This window comes from Hymenobacter negativus, assembly GCF_017571495.1.
Lineage (GTDB): Bacteria > Bacteroidota > Bacteroidia > Cytophagales > Hymenobacteraceae > Hymenobacter > Hymenobacter negativus.
In genome coordinates this window covers 194,201-217,192 of record NZ_JAGETZ010000002.1, presented here as the reverse complement: position 1 = coordinate 217,192, position 22,992 = coordinate 194,201, and the positions used below count along the sequence as shown (strand labels likewise).

The 22,992-nt window shown below is 57.4% G+C and carries 15 protein-coding genes; 1 reads left to right on the top strand and 14 read right to left on the bottom strand.

All coding sequences use genetic code 11. From position 1 onward, the window contains the following. Positions 1 to 31: 31 nt before the first annotated feature. The 4 genes from ileS to J4E00_RS05080 all read right to left on the bottom strand — a co-directional run bounded on the left by ileS (position 32) and on the right by J4E00_RS05080 (position 11,217). A complete protein-coding gene (gene ileS / locus J4E00_RS05095; RefSeq protein ID WP_208173948.1) occupies positions 32 to 3,430 on the bottom strand; it encodes an isoleucine--tRNA ligase in 3,399 nt (1,132 codons plus the stop codon). A 127-nt stretch (positions 3,431 to 3,557) separates the two neighbouring features. Beyond that, on the bottom strand, positions 3,558 to 6,005 hold the full coding sequence (locus tag J4E00_RS05090; RefSeq protein ID WP_208173947.1) for an efflux RND transporter permease subunit: 2,448 nt from the start codon (positions 6,003 to 6,005) through the stop codon (positions 3,558 to 3,560). Between the two features lie 135 nt (positions 6,006 to 6,140). After that, on the bottom strand, positions 6,141 to 9,569 hold the full coding sequence (locus J4E00_RS29975) for a PKD domain-containing protein (RefSeq protein WP_208173946.1): 3,429 nt from the start codon (positions 9,567 to 9,569) through the stop codon (positions 6,141 to 6,143). 142 nt (positions 9,570 to 9,711) lie between these two features. Then, positions 9,712 to 11,217 (bottom strand): glycine--tRNA ligase, encoded by a 1,506-nt coding sequence (locus tag J4E00_RS05080; RefSeq protein ID WP_208173945.1) that lies wholly within the window; start codon positions 11,215 to 11,217, stop codon positions 9,712 to 9,714. Between the two features lie 353 nt (positions 11,218 to 11,570). Between J4E00_RS05080 and J4E00_RS05075 the strand changes: the two genes are divergently transcribed. Beyond that, a complete protein-coding gene (locus J4E00_RS05075; RefSeq protein WP_208173944.1) occupies positions 11,571 to 12,974 on the top strand; it encodes an inorganic phosphate transporter in 1,404 nt (467 codons plus the stop codon). 188 nt (positions 12,975 to 13,162) lie between these two features. On the opposite strand, the gene J4E00_RS05070 is transcribed toward J4E00_RS05075, so the two are convergent. The 10 genes from J4E00_RS05070 to ybeY form a co-directional block, all read right to left on the bottom strand. Then, positions 13,163 to 13,648 carry a hypothetical protein gene (locus J4E00_RS05070; RefSeq protein WP_213017916.1) on the bottom strand — a complete coding sequence of 162 codons (486 nt, stop codon included), beginning with the start codon at positions 13,646 to 13,648 and terminating at the stop codon, positions 13,163 to 13,165. A 128-nt stretch (positions 13,649 to 13,776) separates the two neighbouring features. Continuing rightward, on the bottom strand, positions 13,777 to 14,271 hold the full coding sequence (locus tag J4E00_RS05065) for a DUF4385 domain-containing protein (RefSeq protein WP_208173943.1): 495 nt from the start codon (positions 14,269 to 14,271) through the stop codon (positions 13,777 to 13,779). Between the two features lie 1,172 nt (positions 14,272 to 15,443). Beyond that, positions 15,444 to 17,078 (bottom strand): Ig-like domain-containing domain, encoded by a 1,635-nt coding sequence (locus J4E00_RS05060; protein ID WP_208173942.1) that lies wholly within the window; start codon positions 17,076 to 17,078, stop codon positions 15,444 to 15,446. After that, positions 17,062 to 17,349, bottom strand: coding sequence for a hypothetical protein (locus J4E00_RS05055; protein WP_208173941.1), 288 nt, complete (start codon positions 17,347 to 17,349; stop codon positions 17,062 to 17,064). Before J4E00_RS05055 ends, J4E00_RS05060 begins: the two co-directional genes overlap by 17 nt. Next, positions 17,349 to 18,254 (bottom strand): class I SAM-dependent methyltransferase, encoded by a 906-nt coding sequence (locus J4E00_RS05050; protein WP_208173940.1) that lies wholly within the window; start codon positions 18,252 to 18,254, stop codon positions 17,349 to 17,351. The genes J4E00_RS05055 and J4E00_RS05050 overlap by 1 nt, the downstream gene beginning before the upstream one ends. A 149-nt stretch (positions 18,255 to 18,403) precedes the next feature. Continuing rightward, positions 18,404 to 20,272 (bottom strand): tRNA uridine-5-carboxymethylaminomethyl(34) synthesis enzyme MnmG, encoded by a 1,869-nt coding sequence (gene mnmG / locus J4E00_RS05045; protein ID WP_208173939.1) that lies wholly within the window; start codon positions 20,270 to 20,272, stop codon positions 18,404 to 18,406. 62 nt (positions 20,273 to 20,334) lie between these two features. After that, entirely contained in the window at positions 20,335 to 20,604 is a 270-nt protein-coding gene (locus tag J4E00_RS05040; RefSeq protein WP_208173938.1) for a hypothetical protein, read from the bottom strand. 105 nt (positions 20,605 to 20,709) lie between these two features. Beyond that, complete coding sequence (locus J4E00_RS05035; RefSeq protein ID WP_213017914.1) at positions 20,710 to 21,435, bottom strand: arginine-tRNA-protein transferase; 726 nt, start codon at positions 21,433 to 21,435, stop codon at positions 20,710 to 20,712. A 62-nt stretch (positions 21,436 to 21,497) separates the two neighbouring features. Then, entirely contained in the window at positions 21,498 to 22,418 is a 921-nt protein-coding gene (locus J4E00_RS05030; protein ID WP_208173937.1) for a hypothetical protein, read from the bottom strand. 72 nt (positions 22,419 to 22,490) lie between these two features. Continuing rightward, a complete protein-coding gene (ybeY, locus tag J4E00_RS05025; RefSeq protein WP_208173936.1) occupies positions 22,491 to 22,988 on the bottom strand; it encodes an rRNA maturation RNase YbeY in 498 nt (165 codons plus the stop codon). Between the last annotated feature and the right edge of the window lie 4 nt (positions 22,989 to 22,992).

The window sequence follows — 22,992 nt, the reverse complement described above, 5'->3', positions numbered from 1 at the left end:
GGGTTTCAGGCCCCCGGCGAGTCGTTCAGCATCAGGCAGTTGCGACCTCCAGCCGAACCGGCACGGAGTAGTCATCAAATTCGAGCACCGAGCCGCCGTTCACGTCGGCCGCGAAGTCGAGCGCGAGGGCCTGGGTTTCGGTGCGAATGTAGTCGCCGAACGCGGCCACGGCGGCCGTGAGCTCGGGCTGCTGGTCGGCCAACGTGACGCGGATTTTGTCCTGCACTTCCAGGCCCGAGTCTTTGCGCAGGTTCTGCAGGCGGTTCACCAGCTCGCGGGCGAGGCCCTCCTGGCGCAGCTCGTCAGTCAGGGTCACGTCGAGGGCCACGGTGAGGGGGCCGTCGGTAGCCACGAGCCAGCCGGGCAGGTCGTCGGTGCGGATTTCCACATCGTCCGGGGCAAGGGTGATGGGCTGGCCATCCACTTCCACGGCGAGGCTTCCCTCCTTCTCCAGCTTGCTGATTTCGGCGGCCGTCATCTGCTGAATGCGGGCGCCCACGGCCTTCAGGCGCGGGCCGTATTGCTGGCCGAGGCGCTTGAAATTGGGCTTCACCGACTTCACCAGCACGCCGCTTTCGTCGTCGAGGAATTCGATGTGCTTCACGTTGATTTCGGCGCAAATGAGGTCCTCCACGAGGCCGACTTGCTCCTTGGTCGTGTCGTTCAGGACCGGCACCAGGATGCGCTGCAGGGGCTGGCGCACCTTCAGCACCGACTTTTTGCGCAGCGAGTGGGCCAGCGAGCTGATGCGCTGGGCCAGCTCCATGCGCTCCTCCAGCTTCTGGTCGATGCGGGCCAAATCGGCCTCCACCAGCAGCGTCAGGTGCACCGATTCCGGGGCCAGGGGCGTGTTTTTGGCCACGGCCTCGGCGCGCATGCCATCGGTCATGTTCTTGTAGAGCCACTCGCCGAAAAACGGCGCGATGGGCGACATCAGCTGCGCCACCACCACCAGGCATTCCTGGAGGGTTTCGAAGGCGGCGCGCTTGTCCTGGGTCAGTTCGCCCTTCCAGAAACGGCGGCGCGAGAGGCGCACGTACCAGTTCGAGAGCTGGTCGGTTACGAAATCCTGGATGGCGCGGGCGGCCTTCGTGGGGTCGTAAGCATCCAGATAACCACGCACTTCCACAATCAGCGACTGCAGTTTACTCAACACCCAGCGGTCCAGCTCGCTCAGCTCGGCCAGCGGCACGCGGTCGAACTCGCTGGTCTGAAACTCGTCCAAATTCGCGTACAGCGCATAGAACGAGTAGGTGTTGAACAGCGTGCCGAAGAAGCGGCGCTGCACCTCCGTCACGCCGGCGGGGTCGAACTTGAGGTTGTCCCACGGTGGCGCGTTGGCAATCATGTACCAGCGGGTGGCATCGGGGCCGAACTGCTTGATGGTGGCAAACGGGTCGACGGCGTTGCCGAGGCGCTTGCTCATTTTGTTGCCGTTTTTGTCGAGCACCAAGCCGTTGGCCATCACGTTTTTGAAGGCCACGGAGTCTTCCAGCATCACGGCCAGCGCGTGCAGTGTGAAGAACCAGCCGCGGGTTTGGTCCACGCCTTCAGCAATGAAATCGGCGGGGAAATTCTTCTGGAATTTCGCCTCGTTTTCGATGGGGTAATGCCACTGCGCGTAGGGCATGGCGCCGCTGTCGAACCACACGTCGATGAGGTCGGGCTCGCGGTACATGGGCTGGCCGCTGGGCGACACGAGGAAAATATCGTCCACGTAGGGCCGGTGCAGGTCCACTTTTTCGCCGTTGGCGTAGGGGTTGTGGGTCATGATTTCGGCCGCCACGGCCTTGTCAATCTCCGTTTTCAGCTGCGCGATGCTGCCGATGCACAGCTCCTCGGTGCCGTCTTGGGTGCGCCAGATGGGCAGCGGTGTGCCCCAGTAGCGCGAGCGGCTCAGGTTCCAGTCCACCAGGTTTTCGAGCCAGTTGCCGAAGCGGCCGGTGCCGGTGCTTTCGGGCTTCCAGTTGATGGTTTTGTTGAGCTCGATGAGCCGGTCCTTCACCGCCGTAGTCTTGATGAACCAGGAGTCGAGCGGGTAGTACAGCACGGGCTTGTCGGTGCGCCAGCAGTGCGGGTAGGTGTGCTCGTACTTCTCCACTTTGAAGGCCGTTCCGTCGCCCTTCATCTTGATGACGATGCTCTCGTCCAGCGTCTTATAGTCGGCTCCCGACTCGTCGTGGCCGTCGTAGTTCTTCACCCAGCGGCCCGCAAACTCGCCCATTTGGGACACGTAGCGGCCGGTCCGGTCCACGATGGGGCCGAGCGTGCCTTCGGCATCCGGCACCATGAGTGCCGGGATATCCGCCAGCTGCGCAGCCCGGAAGTCATCGGCGCCAAACGTGGGCGAGATGTGCACGATGCCCGTTCCATCCTCCGTAGTCACGAAGTCGCCGTTGATGACGCGGAAAGCCCGCTCCTCGCCTTCAAACGGCGTAAAATCGAACAGCCGCTCGTACTTGATGTCGATGAGGTCAGCGCCGGTGAATTCGCCTTCTACGCGCCAGGGCAGCACCTTGTGGTCGCCTTCGGCATAGCCTTCCAGCGGCGCGGCGGCACCCTTTTCGTTGAAATAACGGCTCACCAACGCCTTCGCCAGCACCACGTGAATGGGCGCGTAGGTGTAAGGATTGAAGGTGCGGATGAGCTGGTACGGGATGTTCTTGCCCACCGCCAAACCGGTGTTAGCCGGCAGTGTCCAGGGCGTGGTCGTCCAGGCCAGGATGTACACATTGGCATCAGCGCCAGCAAGGGCAAACAGCTTCTCCGAAACCGGGCCGGGCTTCACCTTGAACTGCGCCACCACGGTCGTGTCCTTCACGTCGCGGTAGGTGCCGGGCTGGTTCAGCTCGTGCGAGCTGAGGCCGGTGCCGGCCGCCGGCGAGTAGGGCTGAATGGTGTAGCCCTTGTAGAGCAAGCCCTTGTCGTAAAGCTTCTTGAGCAGCGCCCAGCAGCTTTCGATATACTCCGGCTCGAAGGTCACGTAAGGGTCGTCGAGGTCGACCCAATAACCCATTTTCTCGGTCAGGTCGTCCCACTGCGCCTTGAAGCGCATGACGGTCTCGCGGCAGCGCTGGTTGTATTCCTCAACGCTGATTTTCTTGCCGATGTCCTCCTTGGTGATGCCCAGCTCTTTCTCTACCTGGAGCTCGATGGGCAGGCCGTGGGTGTCCCAGCCGCCTTTGCGGGGCACTTGCTTGCCCAGCAGCGTCTGGTAGCGGCAGAAAATATCCTTCACCGTGCGCGCCATCACGTGGTGGATGCCGGGGGCGCCGTTGGCCGAGGGCGGGCCCTCGTAAAACACGAACGTGGGCTGGCCTTCGCGGCTGCTCACGCTCTTCTCAAAGATGCCGTGCTCCTTCCACCAGGCGAGGATTTCCTCGCCCACCTGGCCGTAATTGAGCGGCTGCTTGTATTCGGGGTATTTCATGAATTGGGTTGTTATCAATTCTTTAGAACGTCATGCTGAGCGCAGCCGAAGCATCTCGCTCGCATCGTTGCAATCGGTTTGATTACTGCTGCGCTCAGCATGACGTGCTATTTTGGTAAGCTTCGTTCTAGATGGTGTAGTCGCCTTCGTAGTCAGCGGCTTTGTGCATTTCTTTCAAGTTCAAATCGGCGTCATCGTCCTCCTCGTGATATGACTCGTCGTAATGCCGAATAAGGGCGTTTTTGTCCATATCGCCGCCCTTGCCGTGCTCGAACGTCACGAGGAGCGAAGGCAACAGAATGAGGTTGGAGAAGTTTGTTATCAACAACGAAGCCGACATGAGCATTCCCAAGGCCTTAGTGCCGCCAAATTCGCTGAAGGCGAAGATGCTGAAACCCACGAACAACACGATGCTGGTGTAAATCATGCTGGTACCGGCCTCACTCAGCGTCACCGATACAGCTTCGCGCACCCGCCCGCCGTTCAGGGCCATTTCCTGCCGGAATTTGGCCAGCAGGTGAATGGAGTTGTCCCCGTCGATACCCAGCGCAATCACGAAAATCAGGGCCGTACTGGGCTTGAGCGCGATGTTGAAATAGCCCATGATGCCGGCCGTGAGGATAAGTGTGACGGCATTGGGGATAAGCGCAAAAAGCACCGTTTTGAACGAGCGGAACAGGAATAGCACTACCAAACCCACTAGCCCAAAGGCCATAAACAGGCTGTCGCGCAGGGTGTGAATGACGTATTCATTGCCCTTGGTGAAGATGATGGTCGTGCCCGTAGGGCGAATATCCATGCCCGTCCCTTTGAAGATGCGGTTCATCTCCGGGATAATTTTCGTATTCATCAGCGTGTCCAGGTTCTGGGAACCTATGTCGGCAATTTTCAGGCTGATGCGGGCCTTCTGGCCGGTGCTATCCGCAAAGGAGCGGAGGAGCTTGCTGTTCATGCCTGCCCCGGCCGCCGCGCTTTTAGAGTTGGCCAAGGCACTGAGAATGAAATTCTTCTCGGAGTTATCCGGCAGACGAAAAAATTTAGGGTCACCGTTGTAGAAAGCCTGGGTACTGGCCTTCAAGAAGGTAACCAAGCTAACGGGCGGCGACAGCTCCGGCTGGGTCCGCAGGAACTTCTCGAACTGGTCGATTTTCTCCAGATTCTTGAGCTTCAGCAAACCCTTTTTCTTGTGGGTGTCGACTTCAAATTCCAGCGGCATCACGCCATTGAAATGGCTTTCGAAGAAGGCCAAGTCAGAATTAACTGAGCTTTTCTTGGGCAAATCATCCACCATGTACGACACAGCATCGATGCGCGAAATGCCGATGGCAGCACCCGCCACCATCACCAGCGCGGCGATGTAGACGGTGGGCCGGCGGTCGAGCACGAGGTGGTCGAAGAACTCCAGCAGCTTGGTGAGGGGCGCGGCGTCGAGGTGCTCCAGTTGCTTGGGCGTGGGCGGCGGCAGGTAGGTGAAGGCGGCCGGAATCAGAATGAAGCTGATGATGAAAGCCGCAAAAATGTTGATGGTGGCCACCAGACCGAACTGGTAGAGAATGGCAATATCGGTGAAGGCAAACACAATGAAGCCCACGGCCGTGGTCGTGTTGTTCATGAGCGTGACGAGGCCGATTTTGCGGATTACCCGCGTCATGGCCAGCATCTGGTTGCCCGACTTGCGGTAGTCGTAGTGGTAGCGCGAGAGCAGGTAGGTGCAATTCGGGATGCCGATTACGATGATGATACTGGGAATCAAACCCGTAAGCAGGTTGATTTTGAAGCCTAGCAGCACAATCGAGCCGATGCACCAGATGACCGTGACGCCCACCACAATGAGCGGAAACACCACCGCCGACCACGTGCGGAAGAACACCAACAGCGTGATGCCGGTCACAATCATAGCCAGAATGGTGAAGAATTTCATCTCCCCGGCCACTTTGCTTGTCATCGTAGAGCGCACGTAGGGCAGGCCGGCGTAGTGCAGCTTGATGCCCGTTTTCTTCTCAAACTGCCCGGCGAAGCCCAGGATGTTGTTCATTACCGCTTGGCGCTTCGAGGAGTTCAGGTACTTCGGGTCCATGGTGAGGGCCAGCAGCGTGGCCCCGGTATTTGGGCTGATTAGTTGCCCCTTGTAGAACTCAACGCTGTTGACGACGCGCATCAGGCTGTCCAATTCCTTCTGGCTACGGGGTGGCGCCTTGAAGATGGGGGCAGCTTTAAAGCTATTATTCGCCGTGTCTTTGCTGATGTTGAGCAGCTTACTCACGCTCAGCACACCGTTCACACCCTGCACTTTGGCCAGCGTATCGGTGAGTTGCCGGAACTCGTTGAAGTTGCCCAGCTTGTAGATAGAGCTGTCCTGCAGGCCGATAACCAGCACGTTGCCATCCTCTCCAAACCGCTGTTTGAACTGTTTGAAGTAAATCATGTCCGGGTCCTGCTCGCTCACCACCTGGGCGAAGTCGTAGGTCATTTCCACATCCTTGGCCTTGTAGGCCATGAACACGGTGATGGCAGCCAGCAGCGCTACCAGCGACAGGCGAAAGCGGATGATGAATACGGCGAGCTTTTCCCACATAAAATCCTTGTAAAGAGGCAAAGTTACGTAAGCGCGGCGCGGGCGCGTTTCAGGCACACCGACTACGCCCAAAAACAAAACCGCTCCCGGTGGTAGACCGGGAGCGGTAAGGCAATCAGGGAAACGTAGAAAGGATTATTTCACCACTTCGAGCCAGCCTTTCCAGCTTTCGCCGCTGGCGCCGTCGAGGCGATAATAGTAGAGGCCGACCGGCGTCGTTTCATCGCCCCAGGTGCCAGCATAATCCTTCTGCTCATACACCAGGCGACCCCAGCGGTTGAAAATCTGGATGTTCACTTTTTCAGTGGTCACGAAAGGACGGAAAGTGTCGTTGAGCTTGTCGCCGTTGGGGGTAATGATGTTGGGATTATCGAAGCCGCGCACAGGCACGGGCACGATGAGCGATGCCTCACAGTTGGGGCCATAGATAGCTGTCAGGCGGGCCTGATAGGGCGTGGTAGCGCTGGGAGCTGTGTATACGTGCGTGGGGTTTACCTCGGTGCTCGTAGGCGTGTTATCGCCAAAATCCCAGCGGTAGCTAGTGGCCCCAGTCGTGGTATTCACGAAGGTTACCGGTTTGCCCACAAGGTTAGGAGTGCTGGCGGTAGCAGCCAGTACGGGAGGCGTGGGAATTGTAAACTGCACCGAGTCGCGGCCCAGGCAACCTGTGGGGTTCACCACACGCACCAGGTAGCGCACATTGGTGGTGGGGCTTACCGTTACGGTCCGGCCGGTGAGCGTGGGCTGACCAGGGGCCGTCCAAGTGTAGGTCGAGCCCGTGCCGAAATCAGCTACAGTCAAGGTAGTGGGCGTACCAGCGCAAATAGTACGGGCTGGGCCAGCCGATACAGTAAGGCGGGGAATCACCTTCACCGTCACAGTATCGGTAGCTGAGCAGCCTCCCACATTGAGTGGAGTGGAAATCGTGATGGTGTATTTGGTAGTCGTAGTAGGGCTAACGGTAATGCTGGGCCCAGTGCGGGCGGGCTGCCCAGGAGCAGTCCAGGTGTAGGTTACGTTGGGAGTAGCCGTGGCCTGGTTGGTGGCTGACAGGGTAACTGACGAGCCCACGCAGATGGTTTGACGCGAGCTGGCGGCTACGCGGGGCTGCGGCACAGCGTACACCGTCACGGTATCGACGGACGATACGCTCTGCAAGCAGTTGTTAGTGTCGAATACCGTGAGGCGCACGGCGTATTTGCCGGGCGTAGTGTAGGTGGTAGTGGCGTTGTTGGCCTGGGTCGAAGTCTGGCCGTTGCCGAAATTCCAGAGTGTACTGGTGCCCGCCGAGTTTGGTCGGTTGAAATAGAACGTGGCCGGGGCGCACAGATTGGCCTGACGGATGGTAGTGCTGGGCGAAATCGTGGGAACGAAATTAGCTGTCAGCTGCAACACGTCGATTTTGAAGGCGGCATTGTTCCAGCTCGAGCCATTGGTCGGCGACCAAGCGTTGGGCGTGGTGGGCAGCACGCCCGAGCCTACGCACATCGACTGGTAAATAACGCCGCGCTTGTCGAAGCGCGAGGTGCCGCCGTCGACGTGGGCCGAGCCATTGCCGAAGAACGTAGCGTACACCAGATTCTGGGCATCGCCCGACAGCTGTGCGATGTAGAAGTAGCCAAAGCTACTCGAACCACCCGTGCTCTGAATGGCATTAGGCGTCACAGGCATACCGGCGTTGTTGCCGCCCCAGCCCGAAATCACAATCTGTCCGCAGTTATCTACCAGAAACGCCGTGGGCGAAATCTGGCCCGCCGTACCGTTGCCAATAACCGTAGAGTATATGCCCGCACTCAACCGGGAATTCAGCTTCTGAATAAACTGACGGCTGTTTGGATTGCCATACAGACCAGTGGTGATGGGGTACACGCCGTCGGTCTGTCCGTAGGCATACACTTCGCCGCGCTTATTGAGCTGCACGAAATAGGTCTGGTCGTAGCTGCTGGTGCCGAGGTAGGTACTTTGCGCCAAATCGTCGCCGTTGGCCGAAATACGGGAAACAAAACCATCGGCCGTGCCTCCGGAATAGAGGGACCTGAAGCCCCCAATGCGGCCTGGGAAGTCCCCGCTCACCGTGCCACCACCCACAAACACGTTGTTTACGCTGTCTAGCTGAATCGAGTAGCCGGCATCGGTGCTCGAGCCACCCAAGTAGTTGCTCCATAATAGGGACGTCAGGCCGGGGTTGAGCTTGGCTACCACAGCATCGGAGGCGCCCCCACCTGAGGTGCGCTGGAAGGCTTGCGACGTGGTAGGAAAGTTGGTCGATTGCGTGATGGAAGCAATGTAGATGTTGTTCAGGCGGTCAGTAGTCACGTCGCCACGGTAGCTGTCGCCATAGTTGTGGTTCAGCGCGCCGGTTACCTGGCCATCGGCCGCACTCCCCCCCAGGAACGTGGAGCCCAGCAGCGTGGAACCTGTCGAGTTCAGCTTGCTCAGAATAATGTCGGAAGTACCGCCGATAACACGGTCATACCCCGTGGTCGAAGTTGGATAGTCAGAGGAGCTAGTCGAACCCAAAATAACCAGGTTATTGGCGCCGTCCACTACCAAGCTGTGGGGGTGGTCATCGGAATTACCTCCGATATAAGTAGCATACAGACGACTGGCCGGACCAGTCGCCGCCGAAGGATTATACTTGATGATGCCAATGTCCTGGCTACCCCGGAAAATAGCGCTGTACGCCCCCACCGTGGTGGGGAAGCCCAGCGAAAACACCACGCCGCCCGCATACAGGTTGCCCAGCGAGTCGTAGGTAGCGGTATAGCCGTAGTTACTCGCCGATGAGCCGCTGAAGCTCGAATACACCAGCACGGGGTCGATGACGAGTGGCAGGGCGTGGTTATAGTCCTGCGGCAGCGAGAATTTCACGGTATTGCCGGCACCCAGAGCATATTCGCAAGTCACGCGCTGCCGCTTGCCGTCCACGAGTTGGTAGGCGTAAGGACGCTGCTCAACCACGGTGCCTACGCTGGTCCCGATGTGCAGGGCACCATTTACTACACTCAGCTTGGTCTGACCAGCGTAGCGAAGAGCAATACGCTTGGCGTCGGCTCCGGCAGCTACTTCGAAATCATATTCCAGCACCCGCTCTTTGCTGTAAAAATGCAGGTCGATGCCTGGGTAAAGGGCCTTGTAACGCACCTCGCCGTAGCCGGGCACATTGCTGGCCCAGCGGCTCTCGTCATTACCCAGAAAGTAGTTACTGAGACCAGGTAGCTGCGCCTCGCCATTTACGGTCGCTGCCATATTCGCTCCCACAAACGTGGTGGAATAAGCATGCGCCCGGATGCGCTCTTTACCCGACGGTGCAGCCGTTTTGTGGTGCAGTTCCTCTACCTGTTTGCCGTCGTACAGCGCCTGCACCAAGCGCCCATGCTCCAGAAACAGCCGGCCCGAAGGCACATCGGCCGCAAACAGAACGGGTTTTTCCCATTGCCGTTGGTTGGCAACGAACTCAATGGCGGTGGCCGGAGCCGGCGCCACCACGGCAGGCGGACCCGCCAAGGCCGGCAGCGAAGCTAGAACAAGCCCAAGCTGCAACGAAGTAGTGGTTAAATTCATAAAACGTGGAAGGTGGAATAATAAAGGTTGGGGGTTCAACCAAAAAAGTCGGTCAATCCGATAAGCAATAAGCTTACCGAATTGACCGACTTTTATACCTTCCTATGAACTTTTTATGAACTTTTTTTTCAAACGAACTTTTTTAGCCCAATTGCTCGAAAATTCGACGGGGACTTACAGCTTCGCCAATGTAGCTGCGGAGCTCCGAAATGGGCATGCGGGTTTGTTCGCGCGTGTCGCGGTGGCGCACAGTTACGGTGTTGTCTTCGAGGGTCTGGCCATCGACTACAATGCAGAACGGTGTGCCGATGAGGTCCTGGCGGGTATAGCGCTTGCCGATGGCGTCGCGCTCTTCCATCACCAGGCGGAAATCGTATTTCAGTGAATCGAAAATTTCCTGGGCCTTCTCGGGCATGCCGTCTTTGCGGACAAGCGGGAAAATGGCGGCTTTCACCGGGGCCACGGCGGGGTGTAGCTTCAGGAAAGTGCGGGTTTTAGTTTGCTGGGCGTCGCCCTCCCCTTCCGTGATGGTTTCTTCTTGGTAGGCGTTGCAGAGCGTGGCCAGGAACAGGCGGTCGGCCCCCACCGAGGTTTCTACCACGAAGGGCACGTAGTTGCCGTAGGCCTTGCCGGTGGCGGGGTCGATGTCGGCGTCGAAGTACTGCTGCTTTTTGCGACTCAGGTTTTGGTGCTGGGTCAGGTCGAAGTCAGAGCGCGAGTGGATGCCTTCGATTTCTTTGAAGCCGAAGGGGAATTCAAACTCGATATCCACAGCCGCTTTGGCGTAGTGGGCCAGCTTGTCGTGGTCATGGAAACGCAGCTTTTCGGCCGGCAGGCCGATAGCCTCGTGAAACTTGCGGCGGGCGGCTTTCCAGGTGTCGTACCACTCGCCTTCGGTGCCGGGGCGCACAAAGAACTGCATCTCCATCTGCTCAAATTCCCGCATGCGGAATATGAATTGCCGGGCCACAATCTCGTTCCGGAAGGCCTTGCCGATTTGCGCGATACCAAATGGAATCTTCATGCGGGCCGACTTCTGCACATTCAGAAAGTTCACGAAAATACCCTGGGCCGTTTCAGGGCGCAGATACACGGGCGGCGCATCCGAATCCACGGCCGAGCCCTGGGTCGAAAACATCAGATTAAACTGGCGTACCTCCGTCCAGTTGCCGGTGCCGGATACCGGGCACTTGATTTTCTCGTCGATGATGAGCTGGCGTACGCCGGCTAGGTCGTTGGCGGTGAGCAGGCGGCCCATTTCGGCGTTGAGCGCGGCACCGCGGGCGGGGTCGCCGGCGTTTTCGTATTCGGCAGCTTTTTCTTCGAGCAGCACGTCGGCCCGGTAGCGCTTTTTGCTGTCGAGGTTGTCAATCAGCGGGTCGTTGAAGCCGGCGATGTGGCCGCTGGCTTCCCAGGTGCGGGGGTCCATAAAAATGGCGGCGTCGAGGCCCACCACGTTGCCGTGCAGCTGGGTCATGGCGTCCCACCAGAGGCGCTTGAGGTTGTTTTTCAGCTCCACGCCGTTGGGGCCGTAGTCGTACACGGCGGCTAGGCCGTCGTAGATTTCCGATGATTGAAATACGAAGCCGTATTCCTTGGCGTGGGCCACTATATCCTTGAGCTGGGTGGTTTCGAGTGCTGGGTTCATGGCCACAAAAGTAGGCCGATGCGGCTCAAGCTGAAACAACTGCGTAGAAGGCGCAAAATTCAGCACCTCGCTGCACAACTAATAGCACAACCATAATGAACGGTCAGGCTGAGCGCAGCCGAAGCATCCCTACTGCAATAGTAAACTCTTCCGGTTGGATTACTTACGCAGTAGGGATGCTTCGGCTGCGCTCAGCCTGACCGTTCCTTTTACCCAGCGTGACCGTTCCCTTTGCATGACGTTCTTTTACCTGTACTTACGACCAGCGTCACAATTCGGTAACATAGCGTCAGAGAGCAACCTGCCTACCTTTGACCCATGATTTCAATCAATTTCCCACAAAACTGCTTTTTATGTTTGGTTTAGAACCTCACGTACTCCTACTTCTCGGCATCTGCCTGCTGGCGGCCTGCGCGTTCGAGTTCGTGAATGGCTTCCACGACACGGCTAACGCCGTGGCCACTGTTATTTACACCAACGCGCTACGGCCCTGGGTAGCCGTTATCTGGTCGGCTTTTTGGAATTTCATCGGCGTGTTTGCCGGCGGCATCGGGGTGGCTATGGGCATTATCTACCTGCTGCCCGTCGAAACGCTGGTCGACCAGAACGTGTACCACGGTATTGCCATGGTGGGCGCACTCATCCTAGCCGCCATCATCTGGAACGTGGGCACCTGGTACTACGGCATTCCGGCGTCCAGCTCACACGCTCTCATCGGCTCGATTCTGGGTGTGGGGATTGCCTTCTCGCTGCTGCCGGGCTCCAAGGGCGCGGCCGTGAACTGGAGCAAGGCTGGCGAAACCGGTATCGCGCTGCTGGTAGGGCCGCTGCTGGGCTTCGCGCTCACCATTGGCATGATGTTCCTGTTTAAGCGCTTCGTGCCCAGCAAGGCTATTTTTAAAGAGCCGCACAAGCGCAAGCCCCCACCCCTCTGGATTCGCCTCACCCTCATTACCACTTGTACACTGGTTAGCTTCTTCCACGGCTCGAACGACGGCCAGAAGGGCGTGGGCCTCGTGATGCTGATTCTGATTGGTATTGTGCCCTTCCGTTTCGCGTTGGATGAAACCAAAAATCCGCTCGACCTGCGCGAGTCGCTGACCAAAGTGGAATACGTGATGGGCCGCATCAACCCCGCCGAGCTCAGCCCCAACGACCAGCAAAGCCTGACCGAAATCAAGGCCGAAACCGCCGACCTAGACCGCATTTTCGAAGGCAAAACCGACATCAAACAGCTGCCCCCGCAAACCCGCTTCGAAATCCGCCGCGATGTGCTGCTGCTCACCAACCGCGCCAAAAAACTCCTCGGCTCCGAGAAAGTGAGCCTGAGCACTGCCGACCGTAAATCATACGACGATGCCACCAAGGAGATGAAAACCTTCACCGACTACGCTCCTTGGTGGGTGTTGCTGATGGTGAGCCTCTCGCTGGCCGTGGGCACGATGATTGGCTGGCAGCGCATCGTTAAAACCATTGGCGAGCGCATCGGCAAAGAGCATCTGAGCTATGCTCAGGGCGCTAGCTCGGAGTTGGTGGCAGCGGCCATGATTGGCATGAGCACGCAGTTTGGTCTGCCCTCGTCTACTACGCACGTCCTCACCTCGTCCATCGCAGGCAGTATGGTGGCCAGCCGCGGCGTGAAGAACATCAACCCCGGCATGGTGCGCAACATCGCGCTGGCCTGGGTGCTCACGCTGCCCGTCACAATGGTGCTATCAGGTCTGCTATTCCTCTTGTTCCGCACCGTGCTTGGCTAGCAAAGCTGAACCAACCAAAACACAAAAAAGGCTGCCCGATAACGGGCAGCCTTTTTTGTTGATAGCCAAATTTGGAATGAGCTTCCCATTTTGGGGGCTTATCCAAAAGCGGGGATAATACCCCCTATTTCACTTACTTATCCACTTATCCACAGCGAAAACACAGCGAAATGTGGATAAACTCCGACTTATTTCGGCCACTGTACTTCCATGTCATCGTTGATGAACACGCCAAAATTGACGAATTGCAGCTCGCCTTCTTCAAAGTATAAGTCAATCATTGACTTCTCATAGGACAACCGGACCGCGCCTTCTTCCATCGTTTCGAGCTCAGGCGTGGGCTGGTTGTGGCGGGCCATGATGGCCTTCACCTGGTCCACGCCCAGGCCGTAAATAGCTTCGCCGAAGAGGCGCATGTTGGGGTTATCGGTTTCGATGCAGCTCAGGCGGAAGTCGTCCTCCCGGTCAAAATAGAGCGAGAGCAGGTAATCTTCCTCGTGGTAGTTCCAGGCCTGATGCTCGAAGTCGTCGTCATCGTCCGACTCTTCAATCTCCTCGGGCTCGCCCACGAGGGTTCTTACTTCGTCCATGGTTGCGCCAAAGCGCAGCGGGCCCATGCCGGTGCCCAGAATGATTTCGTTTTCCTCTATGCTGGAGGGTTGGGGGGTGCTCATGGGGTTGGGGAAAAGGGTAGTAAGCAAAGGTAGGGTTGGTGCTTGGTTGTTGGTGCTTGATGCTTGGACTCAGCGTGTTTTCGAGTGGCAATAATGCACCTACCAACAACCAGGCACCAAGCACCTTTTCATTTCCCATATTTTTCCACAAATGCTTCCTTCTGCCGCACGTACTCCGGGTTCCCTTTGGCCTCGTCCCACTTGCGCTTGAAAATAGCGGCGGCTTCTACTTTATCCACATCGGGGTGGGGATTACGTGGCAATTCGGCTCGGCCGTGCGCGCCGCTTTGGCCTTTCTTGTCGTCGGGCACGGGGCCGGCGTACTTCTTGCCACCGGCGTGGTTGGCATAGCGCCGAGCCCGGGTGAAGCCCATTTGAATAAATTTCCGGGCCATATCGGCACCCACAAAATCATGGGCCTTCAAATATGCTTCAAACAGGCCGTAAATCGTCTCCGACGACTCCCGGGCCGCTACAGCGTCTTTGAAGCGCCAGTGAGGCAAAATCTCGCCCTTGTAGGGCTGTACGAGCAGCACGCCCTGCTCGCCTCGCCCCACGCGGTAGAGTTCAGGGTGCTGGCGGAAATCCGTGGTCTGGAAATCGAGGGTATAATCGAATGGCATTTTGGCGAGCGAAAAAGCAGAAACGACCTTTTTACGCACTTTTCCACAAAGCGGCAGGGATAAGTCCCGTTTTGCGCCGGATTCTTACTGACGATGCAAAAGTTTAGTGCAGGCGTTTAGCTAAACAGAATTCTGAAAAGCCTGAAGCGCCAATTCAAATTGAAGAGGAGACTTGACCAAGACTCAAATCCCTGAGCTGGGACAAAAGCTTTTCCCCTTCAGTTTTCCCCACTTTTATTTTTTGATTAAATTTTTTTCTATAAAAACTCTTTTTGTTTCCACTCATTAGGTCGGTTGATAAGTGGAAAAGCCCGGGAGGTTATCCCCATCGTGGATAACGTGGGGGAAATAGTTGTCTTATCCACGCGCTATACACCGGCATTGTGGAAAATAAAGCGCTGATTATCTAGTTGATGATTCGCTTTTCAACATGTCCACCACGTTTCCACATTATTCTATCCCCACAAAAAATGGCGGTGTGGGAAGGCGTTTTGGTGGGGGAAAGTTATCCCCGCTTATCCCCGCCTATTTTCCCCTGTGCAGGCTGTGGGTTTGCCAAAAAAACTTCTACCCCATTTATCCCCGGGTACTGCTCATGTTTCCCCCGGGTTATCCCCTAAATCATCCTCATGCCGAAACCGATGTGGAAAACCTCGTGGAAAAGCGGTGGAATAACCCGAAAAACTAGCCTCAGCAACTGGAAATAACGTTGAGTTATCCACTAATGTGGACAAAAGAGCAGATTTGGGCGTATTGCTGAATCCGAAAACGAAAGGAGTAATCCACAGGTGTGGAAACCGGGCTGTAGCAGAAAGACGAAGATGCAACGGCCAGCCGAACCGTTTCTGAATGATTCCCGGCTTTTAGATGATGCTAGGAATATTAGCAAATGGTCAGGAACAAGCGAACCTCAGCTTGCCGCGCTGCCCATCACCCTGAAATGGCGAAGGGCCTTATCACCATTGGAGCAGTTTGTGTCAAATAGCCATGCAGGAATAAGCTTGGAGAATTCGGCCATAATTCAGAGCACGACTACAATATCAAGTTTGATTACCACCACAGCAAGGATGCTTCGCTATGCTTAGCATCCTTGCTGTGGTAGCTGCTTAATTCAACCGGTTCGAACGTAACTAGGCTCTTCGCGAGCTCAGGATGAGAGGTGATGCAGGTTTTTAGAAGCTGATTGACCTTTCAATATCAAACCCGGCGCGAATTTTCTGGGGTTGGGGGTCGAGGTACACGGGCTCCGGGGCAAGCAGGAGATTGGGGTCGCCGCCGCGCCAATGGCCGTCGCCGTCGGCGTCGATGAGGACACGCAGGCGGTAGGTGCCGGGCGGCATATCCGAAAACAGGTACTTGCCTTTGGGTGAATTCAAGCTGGCTATCACGTCGAACTTTTCGCTGAGCAGCTGCAATTCGAAATTCTTTGCTTTGGTGGTGATGGTGCCCGAGAGGCTGGTCGAAACGTCTTGCTCGCTGATGCCGAGGCGTAGCGGTTTCAGGCGCAGGTTCTGGCCAGTGATGGTGGTAATAGCCGTGCTGTCGAGCGCGATTTCAATGCGGGTTTTGGCCTTGGAGTTGAAGCGAACGGCCAGCTTGGTTCGGTTGTCGTCGAGGGTGCCATCGGCGGGCAGGCGCAGGGGGCGATGCTTCACGGAATCCTCGATGAGCGTGCCAAAAGGCCGGTCTTTGGCTACGCGGACGGGCACATTGAAAGTGAATTTCACCTGGCCTTCGGGAAATACGGCCCGCGGACTGCCCTCCACGGAGTAGAGGGGTGGATTGATGGTTTTTTTGGCCGTGGCGGGTGGCACCGGAAACTTGACGTTGAGTGTGTCGTGAGCCACATTGCCGGTGCTGTCAGTAGCAGTGAGAAGATAGCGGCCATCGCCTACTTCGGGCGTTTTAAATACCACTACGGTGCGGCCTCGCTCCTCTAGCTGCACGGCTTCGGCCACGGCGGCGGGGGTAGTAGCGGTGCCCAGGGGAGCCAGCACGGCGGTGCGTAAGCCTTCGTTGAAAGCCAGACGCAGCTGCGTGGGGCTGGGCGTGCGGGTGGTGAGCAGCGGCGGGCGCTTATCGGGCTGCGTGAGGATAAGAGTGAAGGGTGCGCTGCTGCTGCCCGCAATAGTGATGGGCTCGGGCAGGTAGGCTATTTTTTCGCCTTCGTCATAGCGGCCGTTGTTGTTTTTGTCGGCCACAGCGTAAAGGTTGTAGCGGCCATCCTTGAGGAAGTTGAGACTGAATTTACCATCCTTATCGGTGAGTACGGTGTAGTACGGGCGGCCCTTGCGCACGCCCAGCGTGTCGCCCTCGCGGTAGAGGCCGATGCTGGCCTCGGCCACCGGTCGTTGCGAAAGCACATCGGTGAGGGCGCCGCTCACTTTACCCGAATCAAGCACGGCGCCGGTACTGAAAGTGAGGCGAGCATTCTTGGCCGGCAGGGCCTCGGTGATGTCCACCACGCCGTCGCGGAAATTAAAAGTGTAGGTAGTATTGGGGTCGAGGGGCTTATCGAAAAGCAGGCTGATGGAGTTACGGTCTTCGCGCAGCTTGTATGGATTATCGGCCGGCAGTTGCGGAGTGATAAGCAGGTTTTTGCTCAGGTCTTTGGTCACGACGGGCTCCGAAAAGGTGAGCCGGATTAGCTGCAGGCTCACGTTGCGCGCCGCACTATCGGGCGAGCTGCTAATGCGGCGCGGCGGCGTACGGTCGCGCGGGCCGCCCAGGGGTGGGGCCACGGCGGCGCAGCTTTCAAGCAAGGCAACCAGCGCCAGCAAAGCCAGCAATTCAGCGCGAACGGACATTATACAGAAGCAGCGTGGTAAGGGTAAGAACAACAATGACCACCCCAATGCGCAGCCCCGTGCGGCGCGTCACGGCATCGGTCGGCTCGGTGGTGGTAACGACCACAACGCGCCGGGTGGTATCGACCACAAAGGTCGGCTGCGCAGTTTTGGCGGAATCAGGCTGGGGCGCAGCAGCGGGCGCGGCCGGCGGGGGCACGGTTTGGGCACGGGAAGTGGCCGCGAGCACGCTCACGGCTACTACCAGTTGCCAGGGCGCCGCCCGCCGCATCAGGCCGCTGGCGTACGCCGCCCGGCCACGTACAGCAGGCTCGAATACTGGCCGCCGTGCTCGGCAGCATATTGGTTCGACTTGTAGCCGGCCTTCAGCACCGTGAGCAGACCGCCGGCCCGCTCGGCCTTGTGCTTCTCGCTGAGCATGCTCACATAATAGGCATCAAGCGGCATGGGCAGCGTTTGGCGAATGGCCAGCTTGTGCTTTTTCAGCAGCTGGGCCATGGTTTTGGGGGCAAAGTGGTAGAGGTGGCGCGGCACGTCGTAGGCGGCCCACAACTCGCGGTAGTGCTGAGCATCGAGGCTTTCCACGTTGGGCACGGCAATCAGAATCACGCCGTCTGGCTTCAGCAAAGCCACCAACTGGGCCAGGGTTTCATTGAGCGTGTGCACGTGTTCGAGCACGTGCCAGAGCGTAATCGCATCGAATGTGCCAGGCTGAAACTGCGCCAGACTTTCCTGCCCGATGGGCTGCCCTAGGCGCTTGCTGGCTTCGTCGCGGGCGCGGGCGTTGGGTTCCAGCCCGGCCACCTGCCAGCGGGCTGCTTTGGCCGCTGCCAGAAAATGCCCCGTGCCGCAGCCGTAATCCAGCAATTTACCCCGGCGCGGCGCAAGCTTATTCAGCAAGCTCACTTTGCGGCGCATGGTAAAAAACCGCGCCACCTTGTAGGCCTGATTTACCAGTCCCGCCGCTGCGCTGTTGTGCGACACATAGGCATCGGACTCATAATACTTGCCAATTTCAGCCTCATTGGGCCGCGGGTTGGTAAACTGAAAACTACACGTTGCGCACTGCACAATGGCGAAGCTTTCGTGGCTCACCGTCCGGTCTTCCACCACCAGCTTGTTGCGAAACTCGGATTTGCCGCAAACCGGGCAATTATCTAAACGTTCGTACGACACAGAATCTTCTGAATAGCGAAAGCCAGCCGAAATGGATGCGGCACGGCGTATTGGGTAGCCCGGCAAAGTTAGGTAGCACAGACTTTCAGTTCACGAGTGCGCTAACCGTTGACACGGACCACTCTTGGACTGAAAGTCTGTGCTACTTCCTAACGACCTAGATACACCATCAGTACCGACACATCCGCCGGCGAGATGCCACTGATGCGTGAGGCTTGCCCAATGGTTTCGGGCTGAATGCGCAGGAGTTTTTCGCGCGCTTCGTGGCTGAGGGCTGGCATGGCGCGGTAGTCGAGCCGGCCCTGGATGACGAAGTTCTCCAACTCCTGCATGCGCTCGGCCTGCTGCTGCTCCTTGAGCAGGTAGGTTTCGTATTTGATGTTGATGATGGCTTGCTCGAGCGCTTCGGCGTCGAAGGCAGCGAGGGCTTCGTCTAGCGCCGGCAGGGTGCGGCGCAGGTCAGCCAGGTCCACGTTGGGGCGGCGCAGCAGATTTACAGCACGCGTTTTTTCGTGGATTTCGGCCGAGCCCAACTCCACCAGCAGCGGGTTGATTTCGGCTGGTTCGATGGCGAACTTCTGGAACAGCACACCAACTTCGGCCGTCTGGGCTTCCTTCATTCGCACCCGCTCCAAACGCTCATCCGAGGCCAGACCCAACTCGTGGCCCAGCGGCGTGAGGCGCAGGTCGGCGTTATCCTGGCGCAGCAGAATGCGATGCTCGGCGCGGCTCGTGAACATGCGGTAGGGCTCGTCGGTGCCTTTGTTCACCAGGTCGTCGATGAGCACCCCGATGTATGCCTCGCTCCTTTTCAACACAAACGGCGCTTTGCCGTGCACCTTGTTGTGCGCGTTGATACCAGCCATCAGGCCCTGGCAGGCGGCTTCCTCATAGCCCGTCGTGCCATTGATTTGGCCCGCGAAATAGAGGCCCGCAATCAGCTTGGTTTCGAGCGTGAGGGCAAGCTGGGTCGGCGGGAAAAAATCGTACTCGATGGCGTAGCCGGGGCGGAACATCTTGGCGTTCTCAAAGCCCTCAATTTCGCGCAGGGCGCGATATTGCACGTCCTCCGGCAGCGAGCTGCTGAAGCCGTTCACGTAACATTCCACAGTGCTCCAACCTTCGGGCTCCACAAAAATCTGGTGGCGGTCCTTATCGGCAAAGCGGTTGATTTTGTCCTCCACGCTGGGGCAGTAGCGCGGTCCCAAGCCCTTGATGCGGCCCTGGAACATGGGCGATTTCTCGAATCCCTCGCGCAGGATGTCGTGCACCCGCTCGTTGGTGTAGGTGATGTAGCAGGGGCGCTGTTGCGTGAGGCGCGGCGTATCGAGGTAGGAGAATTTACTGGGCACTTCATCGCCGCCCTGCGCTTCCATCTTGGAGTAGTCGAGGCTGCGGCCGTCCACACGAGGCGGAGTGCCGGTTTTCATGCGGCCGGCTTCAAAGCCCAACTCCACCAACTGCTCGGTAATGCCGCGGCTGCCCTTCTCGGCCGCCCGGCCCCCACCAAAATTCTTCTCGCCGATGTGAATAAGGCCGTTTAGGAACGTGCCATTCGTGAGCACCACCGACTTGCCGCGGAACTCGATGCCAAGGGCCGTTTTCACGCCTACCACGGTATCGTTTTCCACCACGATGCCGGTCACGGCTTCCTGCCAAAAGTCTACGTTGGCGATGCTTTCCAGCGTCAGGCGCCAGGCTTCGGCAAAGCGCATGCGGTCACTTTGCGCGCGCGGGCTCCACATGGCGGGACCTTTAGAGCGGTTCAGCATCCGAAACTGAATCATGGTTTGGTCAGTGATGATGCCCGACTGGCCACCCAGCGCGTCGATTTCGCGCACAATCTGGCCCTTGGCCACGCCGCCCATGGCGGGGTTGCACGACATCTGGGCGATGGTGTTCATGTTCATCGTCACCAGCAGCACTTTCGAGCCGAGGTTAGCAGCTGCCGCAGCGGCTTCGCAGCCAGCGTGGCCCGCGCCCACTACAATGACGTCGTATTCGGAGGTTTGAAACATGGTATAAAGTTGCTTAGATGTCGGTAACAGATAAGGTCGGGTGAATTGTGCCCAGCTGCACGTTATTGTAGAATTTGAGCCGTAGCCCCGATAATATTTAAATCAATCAGCTCTTGCCGGAGTTTGAATTGATTGGAAATCAGCAAACCGAAATTGTCCGTGTTGAATTTCCGAAGCATCTCAACCCCGCTAACATGCAGGACCACCTCACTGCCAAAATCTAGGCGATAACCGATTTCAATCTGACCTTTTACTGCACCGGTCAGCACCCATCCGCGGCCGGTGATTCGAAAGGCATCGTCTACTAAGAAAGAACCAATAGAATTTTCCACAGCTACAAAATTACACAATCAAAAACCCGCAGCCAGTTTCACGTGAAACGAGTTGCGGGTTTCGGAATTTAGAAGTATTTGCCAGTAGCAAGGAATAAGCGAATGCTATTCCTCAATATTGCGCAGGCTTTCCGGCAACCAATCGGCAAATAGTTCGGCTGAGTGGGCGTCCACTGCCTCCCAGGAGAAAGGTTGCCAACGTCCCCTGATGCTATCGAATACCTCCGTAGCTGCAACGCAGGCAAACAGCTTGTAATCGAACTTGGGGTAGTTGTGCACAAGGTAGCCGGGGTAATAGTAGTCGAGCCGGAGCCGGCGCCCGTAGTCCATTTTCAACAGCATGAGGTACTTGCCAAGGCTGAATTTATGGTAGGTGGGGTCGTAGAAATTGAGAATGCCCGCCAGGGTACGTTCGCCAAGGTCGAAAATACCAGCCGCTATCAGCTGTCCATTGTCGCGCAGCTCGATGACGTAGGTGTTGAATACGCTGTGCGCCTCACCGCCCAATAAAACGTCATCAATGGTTGGCGCGGCGTCGAAGGTGATGGCGTCGCGGTAGCGGGCGTATAGCTCCTCGTATTCATCGGTAGGGCGAAAAGGCCGCACCGTGGCGGCGAACCGGGCATTGCGGCGCAGCAGGCGGCGCTGCTCGGGACCCCATTGCACGCGGGCCAGCGTCAGGCGTAGCCAGTGGGCGGTGTAGGGGCGGCCGGCGAAGGGTACAAACTGGCAGGTAAACAGGTCCTGCTGCATCCGGTAGTAGCCCTGCGCCAGGTAAAAATCCAGCGCATCGCCCCTGATGATGGGTAACTCAGAAGAAGAGGCAGACATAAAAAACAGTCAGACAACGACGCTCCAGCGTCGGTTTCATTCATTCCGAAGCTGTACAGCGCCTACTTCTTGATAAGTGGCTTGAGGGTTTTGCGGTACAGGTTGCGCAGGTAGTAGTCCGACGTATCCACCAAAGCACGGGCCCGCTTGATAACGCCGCCAAACGGCACTTTGGAATAGTAGAAATCTTGGAAGAAATGCAGAATGTCGGGCCGGGTCATGGCATCGAGGTAGGGAATGCGCAGCACGCCAGCCCAGTGAATGACGTAGGGATACTCCTTGCCTTCTTTGAGCTTTTCCAGGTCTAGGGTTTTGGTCTTGGCCTCGTCGCTCCAAAGCATGAAATTAACCGGCGCAATCTTGATTTTACCCTCCCTCTGCAGCTTAGGCAACAAGTAGTTCAGTAGCGATTGGTCAGCTTGGGGCAGAATGTCGCGGCGCTTGTAATATGGGAAAGTAGTAACGTCGAAGAACGGGGCTAGCAGCTCCTTGGTCACCTTGCCAGTCGTCACAATGGACTGCCCGCCGTTGAAAGCAAAGCCCGGGTATTCAAAATCCGGGTCCATTTTCTTGATGACGTCGAAGGTATAATAATGCTTCCTGAACTCTTCGCTGTTGATGTCGGCCGTGTAATCGGGGTCGACCACGAAGTCGGCGCCTTCGGTCTTCTGGTACAAATCGTCCAGAAAGCGGCCGGCCAATACAATGTCGCAATCGATGCTGAGCACGCGCTGGCCCTTAAACTTGTCCGAAGCCAGCAGGTGCACTTTGGCGGCCGACCAACCATATTTATCGGTGCCCAAGTCCAGCAGCTTCACGTTGAGTGCCTGCTCCATTTCCGTGGTGCTGAACTCGCCCGCCAGGTTGTCCTTAACAATGTAGATATCGGCGTCGGGGTAGAAATACCGGACGCTGGCGCAGCAGATTCTGGTGAAAAAATAAAGTGTCTTGTAAGTGATGACAACTATTATTTTCTTTTCCATCAGGCTGTTTTTTCAACTTTAGACTAGATAATTGCCAAAGCTGAAGGGCACAAATTTTGGAACCTCGCGCAGCTAAAAAGCCCGCAAAGATAGACAGTAGTCCTCCTTCTTGCGCATGGCGGTCTGACTGAGGAGGTCCTTATCCTGATAACCGAGCAGGTGCAGCACACCGTGAATCATCACGCGGTGCAGCTCATCGCGGAAGGGAATGCCCATGTCCTGAGCATTCTCGCGCACCCGCTCCACGCTGATGAAAATATCGCCCTCGAGGATGTCGGCGTCGTCGGAGTTATCGAACGTAATGACATCCGTCAGCGTGTCGTGGTCGAGGTATTCGACGTTGAGCTGGTGCAGGTAATCATCGGAGCAGAAGATGTAGGTGAGCTGCACAATGCGGTGCTCGTGCACCTTTGCCACACGCTCAATCCAGTTAATCACACCTTCGGCATCGGACAGCTCGAAATCGGGCGCATCCTCCACCATAAACTCGATGCCGGGGGCCTCGTGGTGCAGCTCGCCGGGTGGGAACGACTCGTGGTGGGGCGGGCCCACCGGCGGGGTGCTATTCATGCGA

Bases quoted from the DNA above. Each gene is read 5' to 3' on its own strand.
- J4E00_RS05055 (WP_208173941.1), bottom strand. From the start codon at position 17,349: ATGCGGCGGGCGGCGCCCTGGCAACTGGTAGTAGCCGTGAGCGTGCTC.
- J4E00_RS05080 (WP_208173945.1), bottom strand. From the start codon at position 11,217: ATGAACCCAGCACTCGAAACCACCCAGCTCAAGGATATAGTGGCCCAC.
- J4E00_RS05090 (WP_208173947.1), bottom strand. From the start codon at position 6,005: ATGTGGGAAAAGCTCGCCGTATTCATCATCCGCTTTCGCCTGTCGCTG.
- J4E00_RS29975 (WP_208173946.1), bottom strand. From the start codon at position 9,569: ATGAATTTAACCACTACTTCGTTGCAGCTTGGGCTTGTTCTAGCTTCG.
- ybeY (WP_208173936.1), bottom strand. From the start codon at position 22,988: ATGAATAGCACCCCGCCGGTGGGCCCGCCCCACCACGAGTCGTTCCCA.
- J4E00_RS05075 (WP_208173944.1), top strand. From the start codon at position 11,571: ATGTTTGGTTTAGAACCTCACGTACTCCTACTTCTCGGCATCTGCCTG.
- J4E00_RS05060 (WP_208173942.1), bottom strand. From the start codon at position 17,078: ATGTCCGTTCGCGCTGAATTGCTGGCTTTGCTGGCGCTGGTTGCCTTG.
- ileS (WP_208173948.1), bottom strand. From the start codon at position 3,430: ATGAAATACCCCGAATACAAGCAGCCGCTCAATTACGGCCAGGTGGGC.
- J4E00_RS05030 (WP_208173937.1), bottom strand. From the start codon at position 22,418: ATGGAAAAGAAAATAATAGTTGTCATCACTTACAAGACACTTTATTTT.
- J4E00_RS05035 (WP_213017914.1), bottom strand. From the start codon at position 21,435: ATGTCTGCCTCTTCTTCTGAGTTACCCATCATCAGGGGCGATGCGCTG.
- mnmG (WP_208173939.1), bottom strand. From the start codon at position 20,272: ATGTTTCAAACCTCCGAATACGACGTCATTGTAGTGGGCGCGGGCCAC.
- J4E00_RS05065 (WP_208173943.1), bottom strand. From the start codon at position 14,271: ATGCCATTCGATTATACCCTCGATTTCCAGACCACGGATTTCCGCCAG.
- J4E00_RS05070 (WP_213017916.1), bottom strand. From the start codon at position 13,648: ATGAGCACCCCCCAACCCTCCAGCATAGAGGAAAACGAAATCATTCTG.